Here is a 24,394-nt window from a genome sequence, read left to right as displayed (position 1 = left end):
GCCGCGTTGCTCGAGCGCGAGACGTCTCTCAGGCGAGCTCTCTGGCTAGCGCGGGCGCTGCCCATCGCCGCAGAATGTTCGATGCGGCACCTTGCGCTAGGTAAGCCTACCAAGGAAACTGCCTGACTTGGCAGCCATACGATTTAGTCGACAATGGATTCTCGGGGAGCGTGAGAGAGCTTTGACCCATGTGAAACGTCATTCTGCGCAAGGTCGACGGGAACAAAGCCCATGGAATTGAGCCGGGGGATTGCTACCGCATCCATTCATGGCCTCTCCACCTCATCCGATATCAGGATCGAGGGCGCCTCCCCGTTGCAGGGTGAAAGCTTCTTAGCCAAACCATTGGGCGCCGAAAAAATCGACGTCGCTCTTCTTCCGATCCGGCTGTTGGCTCCATGACATCGATGTTGGCAATGCGGCGACCCATGAATCTGTCCCGGCGCGCCTTGCTGGGCGGCGCCTTGGCTGCCATCGCCGCGCCGCGCGCGTTCGCAGAGCCGCTGAGCGATCTCTCCCGCATCTATCGCGACCAGCCGCTGCGGATCGCCATGCCGCGCTTCGCGTCGCCTCCCTTCTTCGAGGCCTCGGGGGCGGATAACGCAGGCATCGACGTCACCCTCAGCCAGGCGATCGCCCGCATGCTGGAGGTTAATGTCACCTTTGACCGGCAGCCGGGAACCTTCGACGAGGCCGTCGATCTGATCGCCGCCGGCGCCGCCGATCTGGCGATATGCAAACTCAGCCGCACCGTGCGCCGCGGGCGCCTGATCCGCTACTCACGCCCTTACGCGGTGTTCAATCACGGCCTCATCGCCAATCGCACAAGGCTGGCGCGGATGGCCGGCAGCCAGCCGATCGAGCAGGTCATACGCGATTTCAGCGGCGTGCTGGGCGTCATCGGCCATTCGGCCTTCGCCGAGTTTGCCAGCACGAGCTTCCCCAAGGCCAGCATCCGCGAGTTCGCCGACTGGACGTCGATGATCGACGCGGTTCGTGCCGAAGAGATCGACATGGCCTATCGGGACGATTTCGAGATCAAGAAGCTGCTCGTCGATGATCCCTCTCTTACCGTCGTCGCGCGTTCGATCACTTTGAACGACAAGACGGACACGCTGGCGATCGGCATTCGGCCGGACGCCACGCACCTGGCCGCTTTCGTCGATCTGTTCCTCGACATTTCGCAGGGCGGCGCCGTCCTGAAGACCGATGAAATCATCGCGCAGTATCGCGCCAGCAAGGGGGTTTGACGCGTGTCAACGGACGAGATCCTCCCCGCGCCGGCGCCACGTTTCAATACCTTCACCTTGCTCAAGCGCGTCCTGCGTTCGCCGTTCACCACGCTGGTGCTGATCGCGGCCGGAATCGTCTGCGGCATCCATGCGCCGGCGATCGCCCATGCGCTGGCGCCCGTCGCCAAGGTCTATCTCAACCTGCTGACGATGGTCGTTCTGCCACTGCTGGTCTCGTCGGTGATCTTCTCGATCACCTCGATGGTGCAGAATCCCCAATCGGTGCGATACCTGCCACGCATCGCGCTTGCGGTCGTGATCGTTTCGGTCCTCGGTGTCGCCTTGAGCGGCACCCTGTCGTTGCTCATGCAACCCGGCCAGATCGACGATCCGCAGACGCGCATCGGGCTCGGCATGTTCATCAATTCCCAAGGCGCCGTGTCGACCGACTTGCAACTATCCCTGGCAGCACCGCAGGAGGTCAGCCAGAATTCCGGTCCGCTGGGTATCCTCCTCCATCTCGTGCCCAGCAACGTTTTCGGCGCGCTGGCCAAGGGCGAAACGATCCAGGTACTGCTGTTCTGCCTGCTCTTCGGCCTGGCCGTCGGCCAGGTTCCGCAAAAATCCGCCGCCAGCCTGGCTCAGGGCCTCGACGCGATCTACCGCGCCTGCATCATCCTGACCAACTGGTTCGTCTGGGGCCTGCCGATCGCCACCTTCATCCTGATCGCCGAGCAGACCGCACAGGTCGGGCCGGAGCCGTTGACCCTTATGGGCGGCTTTCTGGTCGTGATGGGCCTTTCGACGCTGGTCGTCATGATCGCGGCGGTCATGATCGTCGCAGTCCGCTCCCGCCGAGGATATTGGTCCACCATCAAGGCGTTCCAGCCGCTGCTGATGGTGGTGATCACCACGCGTTCGACCATTGCCTCTATACCGTGGATCATCAATCTCCTGGTGGAACGGATGAAGTTCAACCAGGTCATCGTCGAACTGCTGGCCCCGCTGCAGGCGGCGCTACTGCGCACCGGAGCGATCTTCCTTTATGTCGGCGGCGTGATCTTCATCGCGCAGCTCTACGGACGCACGCTCTCGTTCAGCGACCTCGCGCTGATCGGCGTGTCCTCGGCGCTGCTGGCACTCACCACAACCGGCATGGCCGGTCTGGTGATCCTTTCGCAGATGTCGGTCGTGTGCGGCTACCTGCAGCTGCCGTTCGAAGCCGCTTTCGTGCTGTTCGTCGCTGTCGATGCGGTTTCGGACACCTTCATGACCCTTGCCAGCGTTTCGACCGTGACAGCCGTCACCGCGGCCATCGCGCCGCATTCGCGGGAGATCGCCGAGGCCGAAACGATACCCGCCGGGATTCCGCCCGCGCAGGTGGCGACGGCATGACGGCCAGCCGGCTCGGCCTTCGTCTGGGCATCATCGGCGGACTTGGGCCACTGGCCTCCGCCGACTTTTACCGCAAGCTCACGGAGTTGACGCCGGCACGCACGGACACCGATCATCTTCCGCTTGTTTTGCTCAGCCTGCCCCAGCTTCCGGACCGCACCGAAGCCATCCTCAACGGTTCCGATGCGGTGCTGGACGCACTGATGGACGCGGTCTCGACCCTGGACAAGCTTGGCGTCGAGCGCATCGCGATCCCCTGCAATACGGCGCATCACTGGTTCGACGCGCTCAGCCGCGCGACGCGAGCGAAAATCGTCCATATCGTCGACAGCGTCGTCGAAGAGATGGCGCAGTTCCCCGGCGCTCGCCGCGTCACGCTTCTGGCGACCCGCGGAACGCTTGCTTCCGGCTTCTATCAGAATGCGCTGCTGGCGGCTGACCATGAAATTTACGCGCCACGCCGGCAGGACTTCCAGAACCTGGTCGACGCGGCCATCCGCGACGTCAAGTCGGGAGCGCTGGCCGATGCCGCGACCGCGCTCAACTCGGCCCTCGCGCGGTGCCGGGAGGAGAGCGTCGACGTGACGATCCTGGCATGCACGGAACTCTCCGCCATCTCGCATCGGATCGACACCGACCCATCGGGGATCGTCGACAGCAACACCGCCCTGGCCAGGACCTGCCTTCGACAACTGGGACTTCTCACAAAACCCGATCGTGCCAGAGAAGCACGGACGGCCGCCCGCTCGACGGGTTAAGTCCCGCCGCGAGCCTCTTCGCGGCGGTGGCTAGGGAGGCCTTCATGGACGGGGTGTCAAGGCAGGCGCAGGCGACGCCAGGCCCGACATAGTGTGACCCTGCATCGGATCGTCCTTGTTGATCTGGTTCTGCGCGATCGCCAGGCCCGCGCTGATGGCGAGGGCTCCTGCGATGAAGATCGGGGTGAGCTTGTTGATGATTGTCGCTCCTGTTCAGTTCGCGACGGCCGGATAGCCGGCTTCATCGAGAACCTGTTGCAGGGCCGCCGTGGTCGCGGTCGTCTCGACCTTGACCACGCGTGCGGCGGGATTGGTCTCGACCCTGGCATCGGGATCGACCGACTGGATCGCCTTGGTGACGGATCTGGCGCAGCCGCCGCAGGTCATGTTCTCGATTTTGAGTTCCACGACAATTCTCCTTGGTTTGGGTCTCATGTCGCTCAAGGTGGGGTTTCCAACCATGGGAAGGTCAAGTGTCGCAGAAGACGAATTTTTGCCCTTGACCTTCCCATGGCTGGAAGCCCCATTTTCAGTCCGAACTTGAATTTCGGAACGATAAAGGAGGCGGCAATGAATGCCCCCGCTCGAGCAACAGGCCTGCCTGGAACGATATCGCTACCCATCGAGGGTATGACCTGCGCGTCCTGCGTCGGTCGTATCGAAAGGGCCCTGAAGGCAGTGCCAGGCGTTGAGTCCGTATCGGTCAACCTGGCCACGGAACGCGCGAGCATCACAGCCCAATCGGCCGTCACCCGCGCGAAGCTTGTCGAGGTCATCGAAAGCACCGGTTATTCCGTGCCGGCCCAAGCTGCTGGTTCGTCTGGCCCCACGGAGCTATCGATCGAGGGCATGACCTGCGCATCCTGCGTCGGCCGCGTCGAGCGCGCGCTGAAGGCTGTTCCCGGCGTGACGGAGGCGGTCGTCAATCTCGCGACAGAGCGCGCCACGATCCGCGGAACCGCCGATGCGGCAACCCTGATCGCGGCGATCGAAGACGCCAGCTACGAGGCAAAACTGATCGGCGCGGCCGTCAGCCATGATGGTATCGACGAGAACGCCGAGCGAGCCGAGAAGAAGGAAGCCGAGCGCCGCGAACTGACCCGCGACTTCACCATCGCGGCGGTCCTCACCGCGCCGATCTTCCTTATCGAAATGGGATCGCACCTTATTCCGGGCGTGCATGGCCTCATCGAATCGACGATCGGCATGCAATGGAGCTGGTACATCCAGTTCGCCCTGACAACGCTGGTGCTCTTCGTTCCGGGCATTCGGTTCTATGAAAAGGGGCTCCCGGCGCTTTGGCGTCTTGCCCCGGACATGAACTCGCTCGTGGCTGTCGGTTCGCTTGCTGCCTATGGGTATTCGCTGGTCGCAACCTTCGCACCCGGCTTCCTGCCGCCAGGAACGATCAACGTCTATTTCGAAGCCGCCGCGGTCATCGTGACGCTGATTCTGCTCGGCCGTCTGCTCGAGGCCCGCGCCAAGGGCCGGACATCGGAAGCGATCAAGCGTCTGGCCGGCCTTCAGGCCAAGACAGCGCGCGTCCAAAGGGACGGCAAGACCGTCGATCTGCCGATCGCCTCGGTCGTTTCCGGCGATATCGTCGAGGTTCGTCCCGGCGAACGCCTGCCCGTCGATGGCGAGGTGGTCGAAGGTTCAAGCTATGTGGACGAGTCGATGATCACCGGCGAGCCGATCCCGGTTTCCAAGTCGGTGGGGAGCGAGGTCGTCGGTGGCACGGTCAACCAGAAAGGTGCGTTCGCGTTCCGCGCCACGGCGGTCGGCGGCAATACGGTCCTTTCGCAGATCATCCGCATGGTTGAAGAGGCGCAGGGCTCCAAGCTGCCGATCCAGGCGCTGGTCGACAAGATCACCATGTGGTTCGTCCCGGCCGTGTTCGCCGTCGCGGCGCTGACCTTTGCGGCCTGGCTCGCTTTCGGGCCGTCGCCCGCGCTCACCTTCGCGCTGGTCAATGCCGTCGCCGTCCTGATCATCGCCTGCCCGTGCGCGATGGGGCTGGCGACGCCGACCTCCATCATGGTGGGTACCGGCCGTGGCGCCGAGCTCGGCGTGCTCTTCCGCAAGGGTGAAGCGCTCCAGCTGCTGAAAGACGCCAAGGTGGTCGCTCTCGACAAGACGGGCACGCTGACCGAGGGCAAGCCGGCCCTGACCGACCTGGAACTGGCCGCTGGCTTCGACCGGTCGAATGTCCTGGGGCTTGTCGCCGCTGTCGAGGCCAGGTCGGAACACCCGATTGCCGGCGCGATCGTGGAAGCCGCCATCGGGGAAGGCATTGCATTGCCAACCGTGTCGGACTTCGAATCGGTGACGGGCTTCGGCGTCAGGGCCAAAGTGGACGGCAAGCACGTCGAGATCGGCGCGGACCGCTACATGCTCGAACTCGGCCATGACGTGGCAGCGTTCGCTCAGTTCGCCGAGCGTCTGGGCAATGAGGGCAAGTCGCCCCTCTATGCCGCAATCGACGGCAAGCTCGCGGCAATCATCGCCGTGGCCGACCCGATCAAGGACACCACGGCCGCGGCAATCAAGGCCCTGCACGATCTCGGCCTCAAGGTCGCGATGATCACCGGCGACAATGCCCGCACGGCCAAGGCGATAGCGGCTCGGCTGGGGATCGACGAAGTGGTGGCGGAAGTCCTGCCGGACGGCAAGGTCGACGCGGTTCGTCGCCTCCGGGCCAAGTACGGCAAGGTCGCCTTCGTCGGCGACGGCATCAACGACGCCCCGGCCCTGGCCGAGGCGGATGTGGGTCTCGCCATCGGCACCGGTACGGACATCGCCATCGAGGCGGCGGACGTGGTCCTGATGTCGGGCAGCCTGCAGGGCGTGCCGAATGCGATCGCCTTGTCGAAGGCGACGATCGGCAACATCCGGCAGAACCTGTTCTGGGCGTTTGCCTACAACACGGCTCTGATCCCGGTCGCGGCGGGCCTGCTCTATCCGGCCTACGGCATCCTGCTGTCGCCTGTCTTCGCCGCGGGCGCCATGGCCCTGTCGAGCGTGTTCGTGCTCGGCAATGCACTGCGGTTGCGCACGTTCAAGGTGGCGAACTGACAAACGGCGGCGGCCGACCCTATATCCAGGTCGGCTGCCGCGCCATTTTTTGGGAGACTACGGATGAACATAGGACAGGCATCGAAAGCATCGGGCGTTTCGGCCAAGATGATTCGCTACTACGAGCAGACTGGTCTCATTCCGGCTGCGGACCGAAAGCCTTCTGGCTACCGCGATTATTCGGACACCGAAGTCCACATGCTGCGCTTCATTCGCCGCGCGCGCGATCTCGGCTTTTCGGTTGCCGAGATCAGCGATCTTCTGGGCCTATGGCGTGACGACAGCCGGCAGAGCGCCGAGGTCAAGCGCTTGGCGCAGGGCCACATCGACGAACTGCAAAAGAAGATCAAAGGTCTTCAGGACATGGCCAATACGCTGACAACGCTGGTCAACGCCTGCCACGGCGACCACCGCCCCCATTGCCCAATCCTGCAAAGGCTCGAAACGGATCTGGTCGATGAGGATCTTTCGATCCACTCCCGTCCCGGCGCAATCGTACGCCCGCTGCAATGAGGGAAGGAAGTCCGACCCTATTCGGTGGTCCGGTTCAAATCCAATCCATGGCCCGGAGTGGCGGACGCGCGCGGCGCAAAGGTTGAACAGCGCGCGGCCATGGCCATCGGACCGAACTTACAGACCGTTCTTTTCGCGCCACTGCGCGTAGTCAGCCTGGGCCTTTTCGCTGGTTGGCGGGTAGAGGCCGATAATGCGCGCACCATCCTCGACCTGTTCGAGCACGAAAGCCTCGAACTGCTCCATGCCGGTGCATTCGTTCGCGATCTCATCGGCCAGATGGGCTGGAATAACCATCACGCCATCGCCGTCACCAACCAGAACATCGCCGGGGAACACCGCCGCGTCACCGCAGGCGATCGGGACATTGATGTCCAGCGCCTCGTGAAGCGTCAGGTTGGTTGGCGCGCTGGGGCGCTGGTGATAGGCCGGCATGTCGAGCTTGCCGATCCCCTCCGCATCGCGAAAACCGCCATCCGTCACGACGCCGGCGCAGCCGCGCTTTGCCAGCCGCGTGATCAGGATCGAACCGGCGGAAGCGGCACGCGCATCCTTGCGGCTGTCCATCACCAGCACGTGGCCGGGAGGACAGGTCTCCATCGCCACGCGCTGCGGGTGGTCGGCGTTGCGGAAGACCTCCATCGGGTTGCGATCTTCGCGCGCCGGAATGTAGCGCAGCGTGAAAGCCTGGCCGACCATGTTCTGGCCCTTCCAGCTGACGGGGGTGACGCCCTGGATGAACTGGTTGCGCAGGCCGCGCTTGAACAAGGCGCTGGCAACGGAAGCGGTCGAAACCTTCGACAGCTTGGCACGCGTCTCGTCGGATAGGATGTAGTCGCTCATCTCTTTCACTGTCTCTTGCTCGCGCTAATAAATAACCGGCTCGTCCACAGGGCGTCCGTGTTCAGTGCGAAGGAAGTCGAAGTCGCAACCCTTGTCGGCCTGCTCGATATGCTTGGAGAACATCAGGCCATAGCCGCGTTCGTAATGAGGCGTGGGCGCAACCCAGTCCTCGCGACGCTGGGCAAGCTCCTCGTCGCTGACAAGCATCTGAAGTCTGCGCGCCGGGATGTCGAGTTCTACCAGGTCCCCGGTTTTCAACAGGGCGAGCGGGCCGCCGACAAAGGATTCGGGCGCGATATGCAGGACGCAGGCCCCGAACGACGTGCCGGACATGCGCGCGTCCGAGAGGCGGACCATGTCGCGCAGGCCAAGCTTGAGCAGCGCCTTCGGCATCGGGATCATGCCCCATTCGGGCATGCCCGGACCACCCTGCGGCCCTGCATTGCGAAGCACCAGCACTGTGTCGGGCGTCATCGGGTAGTCCGGATCGTCGATGATCTTCTTGATTTCCGGATAGCTGTCGGCGACCAGCGCCGGGCCTACATGCTTGTGAAACTTGGGGTCGCATGCGGCAGGCTTGATGACCGCTCCATCCGGACAGAGATTGCCCTTGAGCACGGCAAGCGAGCCCTCGTGATAGACCGGGTTGGAAAGCGGCCGGATCACATCGTCGTTGAATATCTTCACGTCCTCGAGGCCCTCGACCAGCGGCCTGCCGGTCACCGTGATGGCCGACGGATCCAGCTTGTCGCCGAGTTGCTTCATCAGCGCGCGAATGCCGCCTGCGTAGAAGAAATCTTCCATCAGATACTGCGTGCCGGACGGCCGGATGTTGGCGAGCACGGGCGTGGTGCGGCCGATCCGGTCGAGGTCGTCCAGTTCGAGCGGAATGCCGGCACGACGCGCCATTGCGATCAGATGGATGATCGCGTTGGTCGAGCAGCCGGTCGCCATGGCGACGGTGACGGCGTTCTCGACGGCGACCGGCGTGATGATCTTTTCCGGCGTCAGGTCTTCCCACACCATCTCGACGGCGCGCCTGCCGCACTGGGTGGACATGCGCTGGTGGTTGGCGTCGGCCGCGGGGATCGACGACGCGCCCGGCAACGACAGGCCCATCGCCTCAGCGATCGCGGTCATCGTGCTGGCCGTGCCCATGGTCATGCAATGGCCGTAGGAACGGGCGATGCCCGCTTCCATGCCCATCCATTCTTCCTTGGTGATGGTGCCGGCGCGCCGCTCGTCCCAGTATTTGAACATATCCGTGCCGGAGCCGAGATACTTGCCGGCATAGTTGCCGCGCAGCATGGGCCCGGCCGGCAGGAAGACGAATGGCAGGCCCATGGAGATCGCGCCCATGATGAGCGCCGGGGTGGTCTTGTCGCAGCCGCCCATCAGCACCGCGCCATCGACCGGATGCGAGCGCAGAAGTTCCTCGGTCTCCATCGCCAGCATGTTGCGGTAGAGCATGGTGGTCGGCTTGACCCAGCTTTCCGAGAGCGACATGGCGGGCAGTTCGACCGGGAAGCCGCCTGCCTGAAGGATGCCCCGCTTCACCCACTCCACGCGATCCTTGAAATGGGCATGACAAGGCTGTGCGTCCGACCACGTGTTGATGATGGCAATGACCGGCTTTTCTTCCCAGTCGGCGGGATCATAGCCCATCTGCATCGTGCGTGAGCGGTGTCCCGATGACCGCTGGTCGTCCGGCGCGAACCAGCGCGAGGAGCGGAGTTGGTCATAGGTTTTGCGGGTCATCTTCTCTGCCTCGTACAGGTGGATAGGGCATGGCGCGGATGGTCATTGTACCGGCCAGCCTGTCGCCGGGCGCGAGCCGATGCATGGCGTTCGCGCCGCCGAGTTGGGGACGGTTGATCGCGTCGGGAGCGTGGCTCACCGGTTCGGCGCAAAGGACGGCGCGGTCGTCGGGGACAAAGACATGGAGATGGCGGAACGCGCCGTCGGCCGTGATCTCGATGGCAATGTCGTCTTCCGGGCGCGCGAGCCGTGCGCGATGCGGTTCCCAGCCGTCCATAAAGCCGTCGAACCAAGGGAAAGCGCCAAGGGGTGCGGGTGTGTCGGCATCGAAAGCGGGTTCGGCGCGGGATGGCATGGACGGCAGGCCGCGCGCATCCCGCCCCATCACGCCGCGCGAGGCAAAGGTCAGCGTCGTGCGCGGGGACTTGGGGAACCACGGGTGAAGGCCGATGCCGAACGGCATGGCGCGCGAGCCATCATTGCGCACGAAAAGCGAAATGTTGAGCCCCTCCTCGGAAAGGCCGATCTCCTGCCGGGCGTGATAGCGATACGGGTTATCCGCGCGCTCGAAATCCTGTTCGAGGATCAGCGTGGCAACGTCCTGCGCTGTCACGCGCCACGGGTTGTCGCGCCCGAAACCATGGATCGCCATCGCCTCGGCGGGATGATTGACCGGCAGCGCGTAATCGCGCCCTTCGAAGCTGAAACGACCGTCCGCGATGCGGTTGGCGAACGGGACCATCGCGAAGCATCCGGCCTTTAAGCGAGACAGCGTTTCGGTCATCGGCTCCAGAATGGCGACATTCGCACCGGCTGGCGAGCGCCACTCGGCTGACAGAATGGCCCCGCCCTGCGCGGGGTCCACCACAGCGTTGTAATTGCCAGCTTTCAGCGCGACCGTCATGGCTAAGCATCGCCCCGCGTATAGTCATGTGCGGTGAAGCTGCCACCCTGAAAACGCCGCGCCACGGGATCGCCCTGGTCCGGCAGCGGCGCGAAATGCTCGGCATCGTCCTGCGGGACATAGCCGATGCGCGCGGCGTCATCGTCGCCCCACCACGATTGCCGGTTGGCCGAAACGCCCCACACGATTGCATGGCCTGTGGCTTTGGTCTCCAGCGCCGCGACGATGAGGCGTTCGAAATCGTCATGCGACAGCCATGTCGACAGGTGACGCGCTTCGGTCGGCTGCGGAAGGCAGGAGCCGATGCGCATATGAACACTTTCCAGCCCATGCTTGTCGAACATCATGCGGGCGAGCAATTCGCCATAGGCTTTCGAGAGACCATAATAGCCGTCGGGTCGCATCGGGTCGCGGACCGACAGTTTTTCGCCCCGCTCGTAAAAGCCGATGGCGTGATTGGAGCTGGCAAAGACGATGCGCTGGCGATCCTGTCGCGCTGCCTCGAACAGATGCGTAAGGCCAAGGATGTTGGCGTCGATGACGGATCGAAAGGGCTTTTCGACGCTAATACCGCCCAAATGGATAATCTGGTGGGTGCCCTGCACCAAATCATGGACAGCGGCTTCATCCAGCAGATCCACCGGCACGAATTCCGCGCCTTCCGGCAGCGGGTCGGGAAAGGCCACGATGTCGGATAGGCGCAGCGCGTAGCCCTTTCGCGCGAGACGCGAGGCCAGCATTCGGCCCAGCGTGCCGGAAGCGCCGGTGAGAAGGACGGGACGCGTCATCTCATCGACCCTTTACAGGCGCGCCTGTCAGGGGCAGGTCGCCCACCAGCAATGTGGCGGATCGGCCCCATCACGATACCCGAGTCGTGTGGCGGATCACGTCGGGATGCTTGAGCACGAAGTCGGACAACTCCAGGCCGAGGCCGGCGCCCTCGAAGGGATAGATTTCGCCGTTCTCGATGCGCGGCATCACCGTGACCAGATCGCGATACCACGAGGTGTAATAGGCGCGGACGGACTCCTGATAGATCGCATTGGGCAGGTTGAGCGACAAGTGGATAGAAGCCGCGAAGACCACGGGCCCCGTGCAGTCATGCGGCGCTACCGGGCGCTGGAATGTCTCCGCCATCGTGGCGATCTTCTTCGCCTCCGACAGGCCGCCGCACCAAGACACGTCGAGCATCACATAATCCGTGGCATCCGCCTTGAGCACGTCGAGGAACTGAGAACGCGTCGCCAGCGTCTCGCTGGCGCAGACCGGAATGCCGGCCTGGCGGGCATAGATCGCCAGCGACTGCGGGTTGACCATCTTGATCGGGTCTTCGGCCCAGAAAGGGTTGAACTGGCGCAACGCCCGCGCAATCGACAAGGCCGATGTCAGGTCCCACATCGAGTGTAGCTCGACCATGACTTCCATCTTGTCGCCGACGGCGTCGCGGATCTGGCGGAACGGCACCAGCGCCTTGTCGAGATCGGTCGTGTGGATGAAATTGCCGCCATTCGCCACGGCGAACGGATCGAACGGCCAGATCTTCATCGCCGTGATGCCTTCGGACAGAAGGCTTTCGGCAAGAGCGCCGGCATCCTTGTGGAAGGCCATTTGGTCTTCGTATGGTCCTTCCTTGGCATCGTCGCCATCGCCGATGTAACGCCGCGCGCCGCTCTTGTTGTAGGTGTAGCCGGCGCAGGTGTTGTAGGTGCGGATCGACGGCCGCGACAGGCCGCCGAGAAGCTGGTGGATCGGTTGGTTCACAGCCTTGCCGAAGATGTCCCACAGCGCGACGTCGATGGCCGATGCCGCGCGGATTTCGACACCCGACGAGCGGAAGCCGACATAGGGCGACAGGAGCAGGCTGGAGATGCGGTCGATCTCCAGCGGGTTCTTGCCGATGAGCTGCGGCGCGATATCGCTGTGGATGTAGGCAGCCACCGCGTTGGCGCCGCGGAAAGTTTCGCCCAGCCCGACAATGCCTTCATCGGTATGCACCAGCACCCAGAGGATGTTGTTGAGGTGTGGCAACTGGATGGTTTCGATGGCTTCGATCTTCATGGACTTTTCCAGGGCATTGCAGGGAGGGGCGGCCTAAGCCGCCCCTGTGACGGCATCAGTGGGTCGATGCCTCTGACCGGCCGCGAGCGACGATCTGCGTCGGGTTCACGAAGCGGAGCGCGATCAGCAGCCAGACCAGCGAGGTCACCATGTAGATCACCGCCATCGCGTCGATGGACTGCACCGATCGGACGCCTGCGGCGAAGACGGAGTAGTAGAGCGCGACAACAAGGGTCTGGCTGGTTGGGCCTGCGGTGAGGAAGGTGAGCTCGAACATCGCGACGGTGCGAACCAGAACCAGCAGCATCGAGGCAAGCATGCCGGGCAGCAGCATGGGCAGCAGCACGTGACGGAAAAGCTGGAACGTCCCGGCGCCGAAAACGCGCGCCGCTGCCTCCACCTTTGGGTCGATCTGCTCGATGAACGGGATCATGACCAGGATCACGAAGGGTACGGTCGGCACGAGATTGGCCAGCACCACGCCCCAGAACGTACCGCCGACGCCGGCCATGTAGAGCACGGTGGCGAGCGGAATGCCGAAGGTGATCGGCGGAACGAGCAGCGGCAGAAGGAAGATCAGCAGGACAAGCTTCTTGCCGGGAAAGTTGCGCCGCGCCATCGCATAGGCCGCCGTCACCCCCAGAAGACCCGACAGGATCACGACCGTAAAGACGATCTGGAAGGTAACCAGCAGCACATGATCGAGCTGGAACTCGGCCCAGGCGGCTGCATACCAGCGGATCGTGAAGGCATCCGGCAACCATGTGCGCAGCCAGCGCGTGCCGAAGGAAGAGACCACCACGGCCGCGATGACGGCGATGACGTTGAGGACGAAAAGGCCGGTGACGGCCCAGACGACCATGATCCAGAGTCTGGAAAGCAGAGATGTATCGCGAACCATGTGTCAGCCTTTCCCGCCGGCGGTCGAGCCGCGATAGAACATTGAGCGCACGCCAAGGAGACCGGCCACCACGACGAGCTGAACCGCGGCCATGATCATGGCAATCGCCGAAGCCTTGGAGGCGTTGTATTCCTCGAATGCCGCTTGCGCGGCGGCGATGGAAATGACCCGTGTCGGCCCGGAAGGCGCCCCGAGCAGCACCGCGGATGGGAACACCGAGAAGGCCTGCACGAAGGTGAGACACGCAGCGACCACAAGGCCGGGAATCAGAAGCGGCAACATCACATAGCGGAAGCGCTGCCAGCTATTGGCGCCGTGCGTCGCCGCGGCGCGCTCAAGCGCCGGATCGATGCCGCTGATGTAGGAGAGCGTCAGCAGGAAGGTGAACGGGAACACCGTGATGATCAGCGAGACGAAGACGCCCCAATAGTTGTTCGTCAGCCGGAGCGGGCTGTCTATGAGACCGATGGTGATCAGCGTCCGGTTGAACCAGCCCTGTGCGCCCAGATAGTTCAGCAGGCCCTCCGCCACGAGGACCGTGCCGAGCGTGATGGGCAAGACGAGAAGGGTAGTGAGCAGCCTCTGGCGCTGGAGCAGGCGCACACGCAGGGCAATCGGAACCGCCAGCACGCCGCTGATGAGCGTCACCGGAACGGCGAGCCAGAGCGTCGCACCGATCGTGTTGTAGAGATATGGATCCGAGAAGAACTGGCGATAGTTGGCGAACGCGTCGCCTTCGATCGGATTGAACGACAGCACCAGTCCGTAAAGGAAGGGGTAGACGAAGACACCGAGCACAAACAGAAATGCCGGCAGGATCAGCAGTGTGACGCCGTCGATGCCCTGGTTCGCAAGCCGCTGGCGCAGGCTTGGCCGGTCCGGGGCCACGTCCTCGCGTTGGCGTGTGTGGATCGCCTGAACGGTCATGCTGCCCCCGCTTTCGCAAACACCAGCGCGCGTAGAGCGTCAATTTCCAGGCTGATGCGGCTGCCGAGTTCGACATTGCGAGGGCCGTGGAAGACGAGTTCCATGCCTGTATCGGTGCGGGCGGTGCCGACATGCTCGCGGCCGCGATATTCGATCGTCTCGACGACCGCCTGGATGGCGTTTCCGCCGGAAGCCCCCTCGACAACGTCGTCGCCACGGGCGGCGAGAACGGCTTCGTCGCCGGGCTTCAGGGCGTCCATGGCACGGCCGGTGAGTTCCCGTCCCTCGGTCGAGATCGTGGCAACGCCGTTCGCCACGCGGACCACTTTGCCGACGACCTTGTTGCGGAAGCCCATGAACTCGGCCACGTCGAGATAGAGCGGGCTTTCGTAAAGCTCGTGCGGCGTGCCGACCTGCCGAATGGATCCATCGCGCAAGACCACGATGCGGTCGGCGAGCGACAGCGCCTCGTCCTGATCGTGCGTGACATAGATGGTGGTCGCGCCAAGCTGGTTGTGGATGCGGCGGATCTCGGCGCGCATTTCCAGACGCAGCTTTGCGTCGAGGTTGGACAGCGGCTCATCCATGAGCACCAGCGGCGGCTCGATGACGATGGCGCGGGCAATGGCCACCCGCTGCTGCTGACCACCGGAAAGCTGGCCCGGAAGCTTGTCGGCCTGGCCCTGAAGACGAACGAGCGCGAGGGCCGCCTGGGCTCGGGTTTCGATTTCGGCGCGCGGCAGACCGCGCATTTTCAGGCCAAAGCCGACATTCTGCAGCACGGTCATATGCGGGAATAGCGCGTAGTTCTGAAACACCATGCCGAAGCCGCGATCTTCCGGCTTGAGCTGGTCGATGCGCTTGTCGTCGATGTAGATGCCGCCGCCGGTGGTGCCGAGCAGGCCGGCGATGCAGTTGAGCGCGGTCGACTTGCCGCAACCCGACGGGCCGAGCAGCGCGACGAACTCGCCTTTACCGATCACAAGCTCGATCTGGTTCAGCGCAGTGAAGCTCCCGAAAGCCCGGCTTACGCGGTCGAGACGCAGTTCTTTAAAGGATATAGAGGCGAGCGACATGCCGTTCTTCCGTCTGAAACTTAGGTGCAGGGAGTCGCTGCCGCAGACCACTGGGTCCGCGGCAGCGACAACGAAGGACTCCGCGGATCAACCGGCGGCGACTTCCTCGTCCCAGCGACGGAACGCCACCACGAGGGCTTTCGGCTCAAGCGGCAGCTCGATCGGATTGTTGGCGATCCAATCCGCGTATTCCGGACGGCCGAACTCGGCAATGATGTCCTGGCTCGCCTGAGGCGCCATGGTCAGCGGAACGTCCTTGACCGCCGGGCCGGGATAGAAATAGCCGGCGTCATACGAGTAGGCCTGCTGTTCCGGCTGAAGCGCGAACTTGATGAATTCAAGCAGCACGGCGACCTTTTCTTCCGAAACACCCTTCGGGATCGCGAAATAGTGCGCGTCGCAAACCCAGTGGAAGCCATCCAGCTTGCCGACAGCCGCTTCCTTCGGCACGACGCCGAGGGCGCGCGGATTAATGTCCCAACCGGTGGTCGTGACGGTCATGTCACGCGTGCCTTCGCCGAATTCCTTCATCAGCGCGCCGGTGCCTGCCGGGTAGTATTCGATCTGCTTGTGCAGTTCCTTCAGGTACGCCCAGGTCTTGTCCCAGCCCTTGGCCGGGTCCTTGGGATCGGAGTCGCCAAGCAGATAAGGCAGGCCCATCAGGAACGTACGGCCGGGGCCGGAGTTCGCGGGACGTGCGTAGATGAACTTGTTCGGGTTCTGGCGCGCCCAGTCCAGCAGTTCCTGGGCCGTCTTCGGCACGTTCGGCACGCGCTCCGGCATGTATTCGAGCAACGGGCCCGATGGATAATAGGAGACGACGACGCCCTTGCCCTGCCCCTGTTCCTGCATGCGCCATGCCGGGTCCAGATAGATGTCCTGCAATTTGGGCAGGCCGTTTTCAGGCAGCGCGATGATGTCGGTCCAGATGTCTTCAGCCAGACCGGCAGACAGTGCGTCCGGGCCGATGATGACCATGTCGATATCGACACGATTGGCGCGCTGCTGGGCGCGGATCTTGCCCGGAAGCTCCGGCGACGGGGCCTTGTTAAAGGTAAAGCGCGATACGAGATTGCCGTTCTTCGCCGCGAAATTGTCGAAGATGGGCTGCGTCAGGGCGAGATTGCCGGCAGCGTCGATGACGTTGAGAGCGACCGGTGATGTCGGAAGCTTTCCCTGTGCAAACGCGCCGCGAGGCATGATGAGACCGGCGCCTGCCGCCATGCCCGCTCCGGCCATGAAGCGGCGACGTGAAACCTTATTGAACATGACTTGCTCCTCCCAGTGGTTGTCATGAACGCCACGCGCCTCCTCCCTGAGCCGCGTGACGCAACCCGTCAGGCCAGTACGGCCTCCTTCCAGCTTTCCAGAATGCCGCCGAGCGCCTGGCGATCGGCTTCCTCGAGTTCCGGCAGGCCAGGCAAGCGAACCGCCCCGACCTCTGCGCCGCGAAGGCGCAATGCCTCCTTCACGACGGTGACGTTTGCGCCGTTGCGATGCTTGGTGCGCATGTTCTCGAACGGCGCGATGAGATCCGTGTAGTCGCGCGCCTTTGCATAATCGCCCGCCTCAAGCGCGCGCCACACCGCCAACGAGAGTTCCGGCGCGACATTGACGAGGCCTGAGGTGAAACCCTTTCCGCCCAGCGCGTAGAACGGCAGCGCCCAGCTTTCAGCGAGACCGCAGATCCAGGTCGCGTCCGTACCCTTGGTGGCGCGTACGCATTCCGCGAAAAGCATGGTGTTGGTGGACGCAAACTTGACGCCCGCGACAGCCGGATGGCTTGCAAGACGCACCATTTCATCCAGCGGGATAAGGTCCGAGCGGACATAGGCAACGAGGGGAAGATCGACCGCCTCCGCAATGGCGATGAAGTAGTCGACCTGCGAGTGCGGTGCTGCGAACGGATCGAGCGGATGGTGGATCATCACGCCGTCGACGCCCGCTGCTTTGCCGGCCTTTGCCACCGTGATCGCCTCGCGTACCGAGCGACCGGCTCCGGCCGTCACCACAGTGCGACCATCGACGGCTGCGACTGCGATTGCCTGCAGGCGGATAACCTCGTCCGTGGTCATGCTGTAGAATTCGCCGGTATTGCCTCCCGTCACGATATTGTGGACGCCGGCAGCGGCGATGTCGGACACGATACGGCCCGTAAGCTTCGGCTCGATCTCTCCGCGATCGTCATAAGCGGTGACGTGCACGCCCGATATGCCGTGCAAGACGCGGCGGTAATCCTCAAATTTCATTGTGCTTTTCCCCGTAAGCCAATCAAAAGACCAGCTCGATATGCGTTTTTCCCGCATCCACGATGTGCTGGCGCATCAGCCGTTCGGCCTCATCCTCGTTGCGCGCAACAATGGCTTCCATGATGGCTTCATGCTCGTGAAACGAAACCCGGCGAACCTCTTCGCGCGATAGAACCGTGACACGGGCGGCGTGATCATATGTCCGCTGCGCGTTCTGAAGCCGGCGTAGATAATCGCAGCCCGATGCTTCGTGAATCCCGTCATGGAACTCTTCGTTCAGCGCGATGAGCTGCTCGACGTTTCCAGATTCCAGCACGACGCGCATCTTCTCGACCACCGCCCGCAGCCGGGCGAATGCCGCCTCCGGCGCATGCTTGGCGGCCTGCCGCGCGATGATGCTTTCGAGGGCTGCCCGGGCCAGCGTCATTTCCTCCGCCTGCCGGGCGGAAAAAGTCACGTAGCTGCCGCGGCGAGGCTCTGTTCGAACGAGACCTTCGGCCTCGAGCTGGCGCAACGCTTCTTTCAAAGGGCTGGTGCTGGTTCCGAGATCAGCGGCGAGCTGACGCTCGTTCATCTTCGTCCCCGTCTTCAGACGACCGGAGATGATGGCCTGGCGGAGTTCGTCATGGATATGCTCGCGCAGGCTGCGCATGCGGATCGGTTCGAGAACACGCTCGCTGCGCTGCTCTCCATCATCCGCGACGTGACCGTCCATTCCATCTCCTCCCGAGGCTGGTCAGGATTTGTAACCTCTGAAATCTGATACGTCAAATCGTGATGTATCAGATTTCAAGAACGGTTCAGGAACGGCAGATCAAGCAGGCGCTTGGCGTGGCCATCGCTGCGAACGGGCGGCGGGAAGAGATCGGGCAGCGCAATATCGGCAGGCCAGCGATAGCCGGGCATGCGGTCTCGGCCGAATGGCTTGAATGTGCAGGCGACTGCCGACGCCATGCTCAGCGCATTGGCCTCGTCAAGATCGCGCCGTTGCCGGTCTCGCTATTTTACGGACCGGATTGAGGCAAGTGGCTGGCTGACGAGCACGGCGGCGATGATCACGACGCCCTTGATGCCCATCTGCGTGTACTGATCGATGCCGTTCAGATTGAGCCCGTTGTCGAGCAGCGCGATGATCAGGACGCCAATCAGCGTCCTTTGCACGCCACCAATGCCTCCGGCAAGCGAGGTGCCGCCGATGACGATGGCGCCCAGGCTGTTGAGCAGCAGGTCGCTTCCCAGCGTCGGCCCGGCCGCGCTCAGTCGCGCCGCCGCAAGCGATCCGGCAATGCCGGCAAGGGCGCCCGAAAGGATGAATGCATAGATCTTGTAACGACGGACCGGCACGCCCGCGATGCGGGCGACGCTCTCGCCAGCGCCGATCGTGAAGACATAGCGGCCAAAACGGGTCTGCATCGCCACGACCACCAGGACGGCCCAAAGCACCAACGCGATCAGCGCGATATTCGGCAGGCGCGGGATCCACTGGCCGATTGCCAGCGTCTCGAAGGCGGCTGAATCATAGGCGATGGCGCGACCATCCAGCAGTCGTAGCGCCAGCCCGCTGAAGATCGACATTGTGCCGAGCGTGACGACAAAGGACGGGATGCGGCCAAAGGCGAAGACCAGTCCGTTGACCAGGCCGAGGATGCCACCGAGGCCGAAGCCAACCAGCACCGCACCAGCGCCGATCGGCACGGCATTCAGGGTCAGGACGGATGCTGCGCCCGTCAGCAGCACGACCGCGCCGATAGACAGATCGATGCTGCCCATGACGACGATAAAGCTGGCGCCGAGGCAGGCGATCAGCAGCGTGCTCGCCTGGCCGGCAATGGCGGTGAAGTTGCGCGGCGTCAGGAAAGCATCGGAGGTGAGCCCGAAGACCACGATCAGAAGCAGCACCACGCCCACCGGCAATAGCGAGCGCCAGCGGGCCAGCAAGGAGGCTCGCGCGGCGCCGGATCGCGACGCATCGGGCGCATTGGCGAGCGTAGACATGATCAGGAAACCCTCTGCGAGGCGGATAGGGAAGAGGCCTGCGAACCGAGCATCAGGGCGACCAGCGCTTCCTCGGTCGGCTTCGTTTCGGCTGCGGCGTCGAGAGCCGCGACCTGCCGGCGATCGCGCAGAATGAAAATCCGGTCGGAAAGCCCGATCAGTTCGGCGAGATCGTCGGTGATCACAAGAATGGCGACACCGGCCGCCGCCAATCGCCGCAAAATGGCATAAATCTCCTCGCGCGCGCCGGCATCGACACCCCGCGTCGGATTGTCGAGAACGAGGAGTTTCGGCTGGCGCGCCGCCCAGCGGGCGATCACCACTTTCTGCTGATTGCCGCCGGAAAGCGTCTCAACCGCCCGCGCCGGGCCATCGGCGCGGATGCGCAGATCCTGGATGGCGCGCGTGGCGAGCGACGATTCCGCCTGCTTGCGCCAGAACCCGGCCCGCGTCGTCAATCGATCGCCGCTGGCGAGTCCGACATTCCAGGCGATCGATAGCGCCGGGATCACGCCCTCTGTCAGACGCTCCGCCGGGACATAGCCGACGCCGAGCGCCACCATGCTTTCGGGGCGGATCGAGGCGACGGGATCACCGTCAATGCGGATCGTGCCACTAGCCGGCGTCACCAGCCCTGCAACGGCACGACCAAGGCGAGTCTTTCCCGAATTCAACAAGCCGCCAATGCCGACGATCTCGCCGGGCTGCACGCTGAACGAAATGTCCTCGAAGGCACCCGCCAGGGACAGGCCCTCGGCCGCGAGCACCGGACGTGACGACACACCGGACGCGTCGACCGGGATCGGGCCTTGCTGCTGGCTGTAATAATCGACGCCGCGCGCGCGACCGACCATCAGGCGGTGCAACTGGTCCTCGTCCACCTCGGCCGGAAGACGGGACGCGACCAGCCTGCCGTCCTTCAGCACGTGAATGCTGTCGCTGATGGCCAAGACTTCGGTCAGCCGATGCGAGACGAACAGGATGGTTGCATGATGGCGAAGCCGGCGTACGAGGCGGAAGAATGCCGCCTCCTCTTCGCGCGCCAAAGCGGCGGTCGGCTCGTCGAGCAGCACGACAGGATCGGAGATTCCGAGCACGAGGCTCGGAAACAGGCAGGCGCGCGCGATTTCGAGGCTCTGTCGAACCGAGAAATCATAGCTGCCCGTCTCGCCTGTGACATCGACATCGAGTTCGGCGGCGTCGACGATGCGCCTTGCCGTGGCGATCATCGCGCCATGGCGGCGGAAGCCACCTCGCTCGAAGGCTCGCTCATGGCCGAGCAGAAGGTTCTCGTAAACCGGCAGCGCCGGGATCAGCGCCTGCTCCTGGAACACCCGCGAAACGCCTTGTTCCAGGGCATGGCGATAGGAACGCGGAGCATAGTCTTTTTCCCGCAGCCGGAGCGAACCGCGAGCCGGTTGCAGCAGGCCGGACAGGATGTTGAACAGGGTCGATTTCCCCGCGCCATTCTCGCCGACAATGCCCGCAATCGTGCCGCGCGGCACGGCGAACGAAATGGAATCCAGCACCCGCGTCGGCCCGAAATCATGCGTCAGTCCCAGCACTTCGATCGCGGGTGCGGAATTTTCGGGAACACCAAAAACGCCACCCGCGAGGGCGGATGGCGTTGTCTGGGCTGTCTTGAAAACGTCGAGCGTCACGATTTGACGTTCGGCGATGGACCGTCGAACTTGATCTTGTAGTGAGCGGCGTAGTCGGCGCGAACCGCCTCGGCTTCGCCATTGGTCCAGATCGCGGCGTAGCGTTCCGGCGCCTTCCAGTTGGCGGGCTTCGGAATGCCGGCCCATTCGGACTCGATGTCGATCGGGAAGATTTCCGCCTGCGGATCCCAGTCGTTTGGATGCTTGACCTTCGAGAGGCGCGCATAGTCGAACGGCGCGACACCATTATTGTCGACATAGCGCGCAATATAGCCGTCGACATTGTCCTTGGTCGTCGTCACCGAGCGCCAGTAAAGCAAGCGCTCGGCATCCTTGGGCTGATAGCCGTTCAGAACGTCATAGATGCGCGCCGTGAGCAGGCCGCCGAGATAGGCCGGCACATTGGCGCTGGTGGCGACGATCTTGCCCGAGCGGATGGCCCGAACGCCGGCATCGGTGCCGTCCGCGCCGCCGACGAAGACATCCTCGCCGGGCTTGCGGCCCGCCTCGTTCAAGGCTGCCAGAACGCCAGCCGCGACATCGTCGTTCTGGCCAATGACGCCGACCAGGTCGGGATGGCGCGACAGCAGGTCCTGCGTCGCCTTCTGCGAATCCTCGCGGTTCCACTTGCCGGGCAATTCGCCGACCAGTTCGATCGTCGGAAACGCCTTCAACGCGGCGTCGCGACCGCGCGAGCGGATCAGATCGGTCGAGTTGCCCTCGATGCCTGTGACGCCGACGACCTTGCCGCCACCGAACTTGGCGACAATCGCCTTGGCGACCTCGGTGGTGACAGCGCCATGGGCGGAAAGCTCCTCCGGCACGGCATAAAGCGTCCAGTAGTCGCCGGCGTCGAAAGGCGTGAACCAAGGCAGCGTGCCCCACGTGTTGGTCAGCCAGATCTTGTCGCGGTTGGCGGTCTCGGCGATGCGCTTGATCGCGCTCCCGTCGACAGCGTGCAAGATGATGCCGTTGGTGCCGGCCGCTGCCTGCTGTTCGAACTGGTTCAATTGCCGCAATGGATCCAACTCGCCATCGAACGACGCGTGCGAAAGCCCGAGCGCTTCGGCTGCCGCCACCGCGCCGACATCCGCACCGACCGAATATTCAAGCCGGCGCGTGATCTGCAGATGGGCCAGCTTGCCGCTCGTCGAGGCAAGCGCGACGTTGGGAAAGCCAAGGGCGCCGGCAGCGGTCGTTGCAATCGCGGCGGCCGAGGCAAAGGCGAGGAATTCGCGTCGCGACACGCCATGCGTATCGAGTTTGCCCATATGGCGATCGACGACCTTGCGGTTGGTGAAATCCGGGAACTTGCTTGGATCGATGCGTCTCATGGTGGAACTCGCGGGGGTTCGAAAGGGAGAGGACACGGAATCGCAGGCATGGCGGATCGATCGCCCAAGCGGGGCGTCGGCGCAGGCGAACCGGACGAAGGAGTTAGCGGGCGAAGAACTTCGCGTCGGGGATCACGCCGAGCGAAATGAAGATGCGGTTGGTGTGGTTGAACCAGGCGCTGGTTTCGACTGCTTCCACAATATCGGCGTCGTCGAGGCCGACGGCGCGCAGCGCCTCGAAATCAGCGGCTTCAATGGATTTCGGCTCGCGTGTTACCTTGAGCGCGAAGGCAGCGATGGCGTGCTCGCGGTCCGAGAGCGGCGCTAGGTGGTGATCGAGCGCAATCCGCCGCGCCCGGGCGTGGTCATCGATCAGGTCGCCGAGCGCGATGGTGTGATGGATCTCGCAGAGTCCGCAGCCATTCTCGGCCGAGACGATGACGGCGATCAATTCCCGCTCCTGCAGAGGCAATCGCGCTGTCTTGGCCGACGTGAAAAGGCTGCCGAAATAGCTGGCGAAGCGCCGTGCCGTATCCGGATTGACCGAAAGAGCTCGAATCCAATTCTCGCCGTGATTGGATTCGTTCAACTTAACGACGTCGCTTGGAAGGTCCATTACGTATATATTCTCAAGTCTGGAAATTTTTTTTTCATTAACGGGTTCGATCAGCGCAGATTTGGTCACACCTAATCTCCATCACGATGACATTCAAATGATTTATATTCCAATATCTAAGTTCATTATCGATCGAACCAACAGGAACTTTTGCCCAATTTTCAAATTCTCAAGGAAACATTCGTACTTCCGTTGCGCCCGCTGACGCCATATGCGGCGCGTTGCGACACCACCGCCCTGCGCGAGTTCGCTTCGTCACGTCGGGCTAATGCGCCGAGGGCGAGCGGGCGCCCTTCGACATCGCGGCGTTGCTTCCTCGGAGTTACAGAGCCGTCATTCATCGCTGCCGAGATGAACGATCGCTCTCAGCACGCGCTCCGGATCCAGCGCGTCAACCGCATGGGCGGTATCGATCCAGCGCACGCGGCGCCCCTTGTCGAGCAACAGCACGACCGGCATCGGCAAATTGTAACTTCCCTCGCCGTTCCAGATGTTGAGGCGCAGGCCATGATCCCGGACGATGCGCCGCAGCGGAACGGGCAGCTTGAAGCCACAGCCGAGCGAGCGCGTGAACCGACAGGCCTGATCGACAGCCACGGCGAAGCTCAAACCATTCCGATCCGATGTCTGACGCGCGAAGTGCGGTAGCTCGGGGGTCACGGCGACAAGTCTGACCGATGCGGCTTCGAACCTCGCCACCTCTGCCTGGAACGTCCGCAGCGCGATATTCGAGGCCCCCTCCCACCCGCCAGGATAGAAGATGAGGACGGCCCTTCGCCCCTGACAATGGGCATCGAGATCGATTGGCAGATCGTCCACCGAGTCGAGGAATGGCAGGTCCACGACCGTTCCTCGCGGCAACCAGCGTAGTGGCTCGAAGTCCTGCGATCGATCGGCAACGAAGGCGGCATAGGCGTGCTGGGCGACAACCTGATCGCCAGAGACGGTCGCCTGGTTGCTGCGAGGCTTCTCAGCATTGGGTTTGGCATGCATGGCGCAATCAGATCGTGATGAAAGGTGGTTGTCGAGGCAGCTTCCCTGGCAGAAAGCGAATTGAACGCGACATTTTTCTAATCGAACCGCTACTTCGCTCGATCTG

The 24,394-nt window shown here is 63.3% G+C and carries 24 protein-coding genes; 7 read left to right on the top strand and 17 right to left on the bottom strand.

Annotated elements, in window-relative coordinates:
- The first annotated feature begins 231 nt into the window (after window positions 1–231).
- Genes OSH12_RS15680 through cuyB form a run of 4 tightly spaced genes read left to right on the top strand, consistent with a single transcriptional unit; the run spans window position 232 to window position 3,385 of the window.
- Window positions 232–402, top strand: a complete 171-nt coding sequence (locus tag OSH12_RS15680) for a hypothetical protein (RefSeq protein WP_266344527.1) — start codon at window positions 232–234, stop codon at window positions 400–402.
- Between the two features lie 26 nt (window positions 403–428).
- Complete coding sequence (locus OSH12_RS15675) at window positions 429–1,250, top strand: substrate-binding periplasmic protein (protein WP_266344526.1); 822 nt, start codon at window positions 429–431, stop codon at window positions 1,248–1,250.
- A gap of 3 nt (window positions 1,251–1,253) precedes the next feature.
- On the top strand, window positions 1,254–2,627 hold the full coding sequence (locus OSH12_RS15670; protein ID WP_266344525.1) for a dicarboxylate/amino acid:cation symporter: 1,374 nt from the start codon (window positions 1,254–1,256) through the stop codon (window positions 2,625–2,627).
- Entirely contained in the window at window positions 2,624–3,385 is a 762-nt protein-coding gene (gene cuyB / locus OSH12_RS15665; protein WP_266344524.1) for a cysteate racemase, read from the top strand. The genes OSH12_RS15670 and cuyB overlap by 4 nt, the downstream gene beginning before the upstream one ends.
- Before the next feature lie 213 nt (window positions 3,386–3,598).
- Here the strand turns inward: cuyB and OSH12_RS15660 are convergent, their stop codons facing one another.
- Window positions 3,599–3,793 carry a heavy-metal-associated domain-containing protein gene (locus OSH12_RS15660; protein WP_266344523.1) on the bottom strand — a complete coding sequence of 65 codons (195 nt, stop codon included), beginning with the start codon at window positions 3,791–3,793 and terminating at the stop codon, window positions 3,599–3,601.
- A gap of 162 nt (window positions 3,794–3,955) precedes the next feature.
- Between OSH12_RS15660 and OSH12_RS15655 the strand changes: the two genes are divergently transcribed.
- Window positions 3,956–6,460: a heavy metal translocating P-type ATPase gene (locus OSH12_RS15655; RefSeq protein WP_266344522.1), complete on the top strand. Its 2,505-nt coding sequence runs from the start codon at window positions 3,956–3,958 to the stop codon at window positions 6,458–6,460.
- Between the two features lie 63 nt (window positions 6,461–6,523).
- Window positions 6,524–6,973 carry a Cu(I)-responsive transcriptional regulator gene (gene cueR, locus OSH12_RS15650; RefSeq protein WP_266344521.1) on the top strand — a complete coding sequence of 150 codons (450 nt, stop codon included), beginning with the start codon at window positions 6,524–6,526 and terminating at the stop codon, window positions 6,971–6,973.
- A gap of 117 nt (window positions 6,974–7,090) precedes the next feature.
- Here cueR and OSH12_RS15645 read toward each other — a convergent pair whose 3' ends face one another.
- From OSH12_RS15645 to OSH12_RS15595, 11 genes are all read right to left on the bottom strand, one after another.
- Complete coding sequence (locus tag OSH12_RS15645) at window positions 7,091–7,816, bottom strand: ribonuclease activity regulator RraA (protein WP_266344520.1); 726 nt, start codon at window positions 7,814–7,816, stop codon at window positions 7,091–7,093.
- A 24-nt stretch (window positions 7,817–7,840) separates the two neighbouring features.
- The gene (araD, locus tag OSH12_RS15640; RefSeq protein WP_266344519.1) at window positions 7,841–9,574 is read right to left on the bottom strand and encodes an L-arabinonate dehydratase; all 1,734 of its coding nucleotides are present in this window, start codon (window positions 9,572–9,574) and stop codon (window positions 7,841–7,843) included.
- Complete coding sequence (locus tag OSH12_RS15635) at window positions 9,555–10,478, bottom strand: aldose 1-epimerase (RefSeq protein WP_266344518.1); 924 nt, start codon at window positions 10,476–10,478, stop codon at window positions 9,555–9,557. The genes araD and OSH12_RS15635 overlap by 20 nt, the downstream gene beginning before the upstream one ends.
- Before the next feature lie 2 nt (window positions 10,479–10,480).
- On the bottom strand, window positions 10,481–11,266 hold the full coding sequence (locus tag OSH12_RS15630) for an NAD-dependent epimerase/dehydratase family protein (protein ID WP_266344517.1): 786 nt from the start codon (window positions 11,264–11,266) through the stop codon (window positions 10,481–10,483).
- 70 nt (window positions 11,267–11,336) lie between these two features.
- A complete protein-coding gene (locus OSH12_RS15625) occupies window positions 11,337–12,536 on the bottom strand; it encodes a mandelate racemase/muconate lactonizing enzyme family protein (protein ID WP_266344516.1) in 1,200 nt (399 codons plus the stop codon).
- A gap of 55 nt (window positions 12,537–12,591) precedes the next feature.
- Window positions 12,592–13,437, bottom strand: a complete 846-nt coding sequence (locus OSH12_RS15620; RefSeq protein WP_266344515.1) for an ABC transporter permease — start codon at window positions 13,435–13,437, stop codon at window positions 12,592–12,594.
- A gap of 3 nt (window positions 13,438–13,440) precedes the next feature.
- Complete coding sequence (locus tag OSH12_RS15615; protein ID WP_266344514.1) at window positions 13,441–14,364, bottom strand: ABC transporter permease; 924 nt, start codon at window positions 14,362–14,364, stop codon at window positions 13,441–13,443.
- The gene (locus tag OSH12_RS15610; protein WP_266344513.1) at window positions 14,361–15,440 is read right to left on the bottom strand and encodes an ABC transporter ATP-binding protein; all 1,080 of its coding nucleotides are present in this window, start codon (window positions 15,438–15,440) and stop codon (window positions 14,361–14,363) included. The genes OSH12_RS15615 and OSH12_RS15610 overlap by 4 nt, the downstream gene beginning before the upstream one ends.
- An 87-nt stretch (window positions 15,441–15,527) precedes the next feature.
- Entirely contained in the window at window positions 15,528–16,709 is a 1,182-nt protein-coding gene (locus OSH12_RS15605) for an ABC transporter substrate-binding protein (RefSeq protein WP_266344512.1), read from the bottom strand.
- 68 nt (window positions 16,710–16,777) lie between these two features.
- Complete coding sequence (locus OSH12_RS15600; RefSeq protein ID WP_266344511.1) at window positions 16,778–17,689, bottom strand: dihydrodipicolinate synthase family protein; 912 nt, start codon at window positions 17,687–17,689, stop codon at window positions 16,778–16,780.
- A gap of 22 nt (window positions 17,690–17,711) precedes the next feature.
- Window positions 17,712–18,404, bottom strand: a complete 693-nt coding sequence (locus tag OSH12_RS15595; protein WP_266344510.1) for a GntR family transcriptional regulator — start codon at window positions 18,402–18,404, stop codon at window positions 17,712–17,714.
- 59 nt (window positions 18,405–18,463) lie between these two features.
- Here OSH12_RS15595 and OSH12_RS15590 point away from each other — a divergent pair, with 59 nt between their 5' ends.
- Entirely contained in the window at window positions 18,464–18,709 is a 246-nt protein-coding gene (locus OSH12_RS15590; protein ID WP_266344509.1) for a hypothetical protein, read from the top strand.
- Here the strand turns inward: OSH12_RS15590 and OSH12_RS15585 are convergent.
- The 5 genes from OSH12_RS15585 to OSH12_RS15565 all read right to left on the bottom strand — a co-directional run bounded on the left by OSH12_RS15585 (window position 18,689) and on the right by OSH12_RS15565 (window position 24,138).
- Window positions 18,689–19,684 (bottom strand): ABC transporter permease, encoded by a 996-nt coding sequence (locus OSH12_RS15585; RefSeq protein ID WP_266344508.1) that lies wholly within the window; start codon window positions 19,682–19,684, stop codon window positions 18,689–18,691. The two genes, OSH12_RS15590 and OSH12_RS15585, sit on opposite strands and share 21 nt — an antisense overlap.
- A 2-nt stretch (window positions 19,685–19,686) precedes the next feature.
- Entirely contained in the window at window positions 19,687–21,345 is a 1,659-nt protein-coding gene (locus OSH12_RS15580; protein WP_266344507.1) for a sugar ABC transporter ATP-binding protein, read from the bottom strand.
- A complete protein-coding gene (locus tag OSH12_RS15575) occupies window positions 21,342–22,679 on the bottom strand; it encodes a sugar ABC transporter substrate-binding protein (protein WP_266344506.1) in 1,338 nt (445 codons plus the stop codon). Before OSH12_RS15575 ends, OSH12_RS15580 begins: the two co-directional genes overlap by 4 nt.
- Window positions 22,680–22,782: 103 nt before the next feature.
- Complete coding sequence (locus tag OSH12_RS15570) at window positions 22,783–23,295, bottom strand: peroxidase-related enzyme (RefSeq protein ID WP_266344505.1); 513 nt, start codon at window positions 23,293–23,295, stop codon at window positions 22,783–22,785.
- Window positions 23,296–23,628: 333 nt separating this feature from the next.
- Window positions 23,629–24,138 (bottom strand): redoxin domain-containing protein, encoded by a 510-nt coding sequence (locus OSH12_RS15565; RefSeq protein ID WP_266344504.1) that lies wholly within the window; start codon window positions 24,136–24,138, stop codon window positions 23,629–23,631.
- Window positions 24,139–24,394: the final 256 nt, after the last annotated feature.

The organism is Kaistia terrae, assembly GCF_026344005.1.
Taxonomy (GTDB): domain Bacteria; phylum Pseudomonadota; class Alphaproteobacteria; order Rhizobiales; family Kaistiaceae; genus Kaistia; species Kaistia terrae.
This window is presented reverse-complemented; position numbering and strand designations above follow the sequence as displayed.

What these genes read in the sequence shown, in the direction of transcription:
- OSH12_RS15610 (WP_266344513.1), bottom strand. Translation starts at nt 15,440, where the DNA reads ATGTCGCTCGCCTCTATATCCTTTAAAGAACTGCGTCTCGACCGCGTA.
- OSH12_RS15645 (WP_266344520.1), bottom strand. Translation starts at nt 7,816, where the DNA reads ATGAGCGACTACATCCTATCCGACGAGACGCGTGCCAAGCTGTCGAAG.
- OSH12_RS15595 (WP_266344510.1), bottom strand. Translation starts at nt 18,404, where the DNA reads ATGGACGGTCACGTCGCGGATGATGGAGAGCAGCGCAGCGAGCGTGTT.
- cueR (WP_266344521.1), top strand. Translation starts at nt 6,524, where the DNA reads ATGAACATAGGACAGGCATCGAAAGCATCGGGCGTTTCGGCCAAGATG.
- OSH12_RS15620 (WP_266344515.1), bottom strand. Translation starts at nt 13,437, where the DNA reads ATGGTTCGCGATACATCTCTGCTTTCCAGACTCTGGATCATGGTCGTC.
- OSH12_RS15615 (WP_266344514.1), bottom strand. Translation starts at nt 14,364, where the DNA reads ATGACCGTTCAGGCGATCCACACACGCCAACGCGAGGACGTGGCCCCG.
- OSH12_RS15625 (WP_266344516.1), bottom strand. Translation starts at nt 12,536, where the DNA reads ATGAAGATCGAAGCCATCGAAACCATCCAGTTGCCACACCTCAACAAC.
- OSH12_RS15570 (WP_266344505.1), bottom strand. Translation starts at nt 23,295, where the DNA reads ATGGACCTTCCAAGCGACGTCGTTAAGTTGAACGAATCCAATCACGGC.
- OSH12_RS15600 (WP_266344511.1), bottom strand. Translation starts at nt 17,689, where the DNA reads ATGAAATTTGAGGATTACCGCCGCGTCTTGCACGGCATATCGGGCGTG.
- cuyB (WP_266344524.1), top strand. Translation starts at nt 2,624, where the DNA reads ATGACGGCCAGCCGGCTCGGCCTTCGTCTGGGCATCATCGGCGGACTT.
- OSH12_RS15675 (WP_266344526.1), top strand. Translation starts at nt 429, where the DNA reads ATGAATCTGTCCCGGCGCGCCTTGCTGGGCGGCGCCTTGGCTGCCATC.
- OSH12_RS15605 (WP_266344512.1), bottom strand. Translation starts at nt 16,709, where the DNA reads ATGTTCAATAAGGTTTCACGTCGCCGCTTCATGGCCGGAGCGGGCATG.
- OSH12_RS15635 (WP_266344518.1), bottom strand. Translation starts at nt 10,478, where the DNA reads ATGACGGTCGCGCTGAAAGCTGGCAATTACAACGCTGTGGTGGACCCC.
- OSH12_RS15630 (WP_266344517.1), bottom strand. Translation starts at nt 11,266, where the DNA reads ATGACGCGTCCCGTCCTTCTCACCGGCGCTTCCGGCACGCTGGGCCGA.
- OSH12_RS15680 (WP_266344527.1), top strand. Translation starts at nt 232, where the DNA reads ATGGAATTGAGCCGGGGGATTGCTACCGCATCCATTCATGGCCTCTCC.
- OSH12_RS15585 (WP_266344508.1), bottom strand. Translation starts at nt 19,684, where the DNA reads ATGTCTACGCTCGCCAATGCGCCCGATGCGTCGCGATCCGGCGCCGCG.
- araD (WP_266344519.1), bottom strand. Translation starts at nt 9,574, where the DNA reads ATGACCCGCAAAACCTATGACCAACTCCGCTCCTCGCGCTGGTTCGCG.
- OSH12_RS15655 (WP_266344522.1), top strand. Translation starts at nt 3,956, where the DNA reads ATGAATGCCCCCGCTCGAGCAACAGGCCTGCCTGGAACGATATCGCTA.
- OSH12_RS15575 (WP_266344506.1), bottom strand. Translation starts at nt 22,679, where the DNA reads ATGAGACGCATCGATCCAAGCAAGTTCCCGGATTTCACCAACCGCAAG.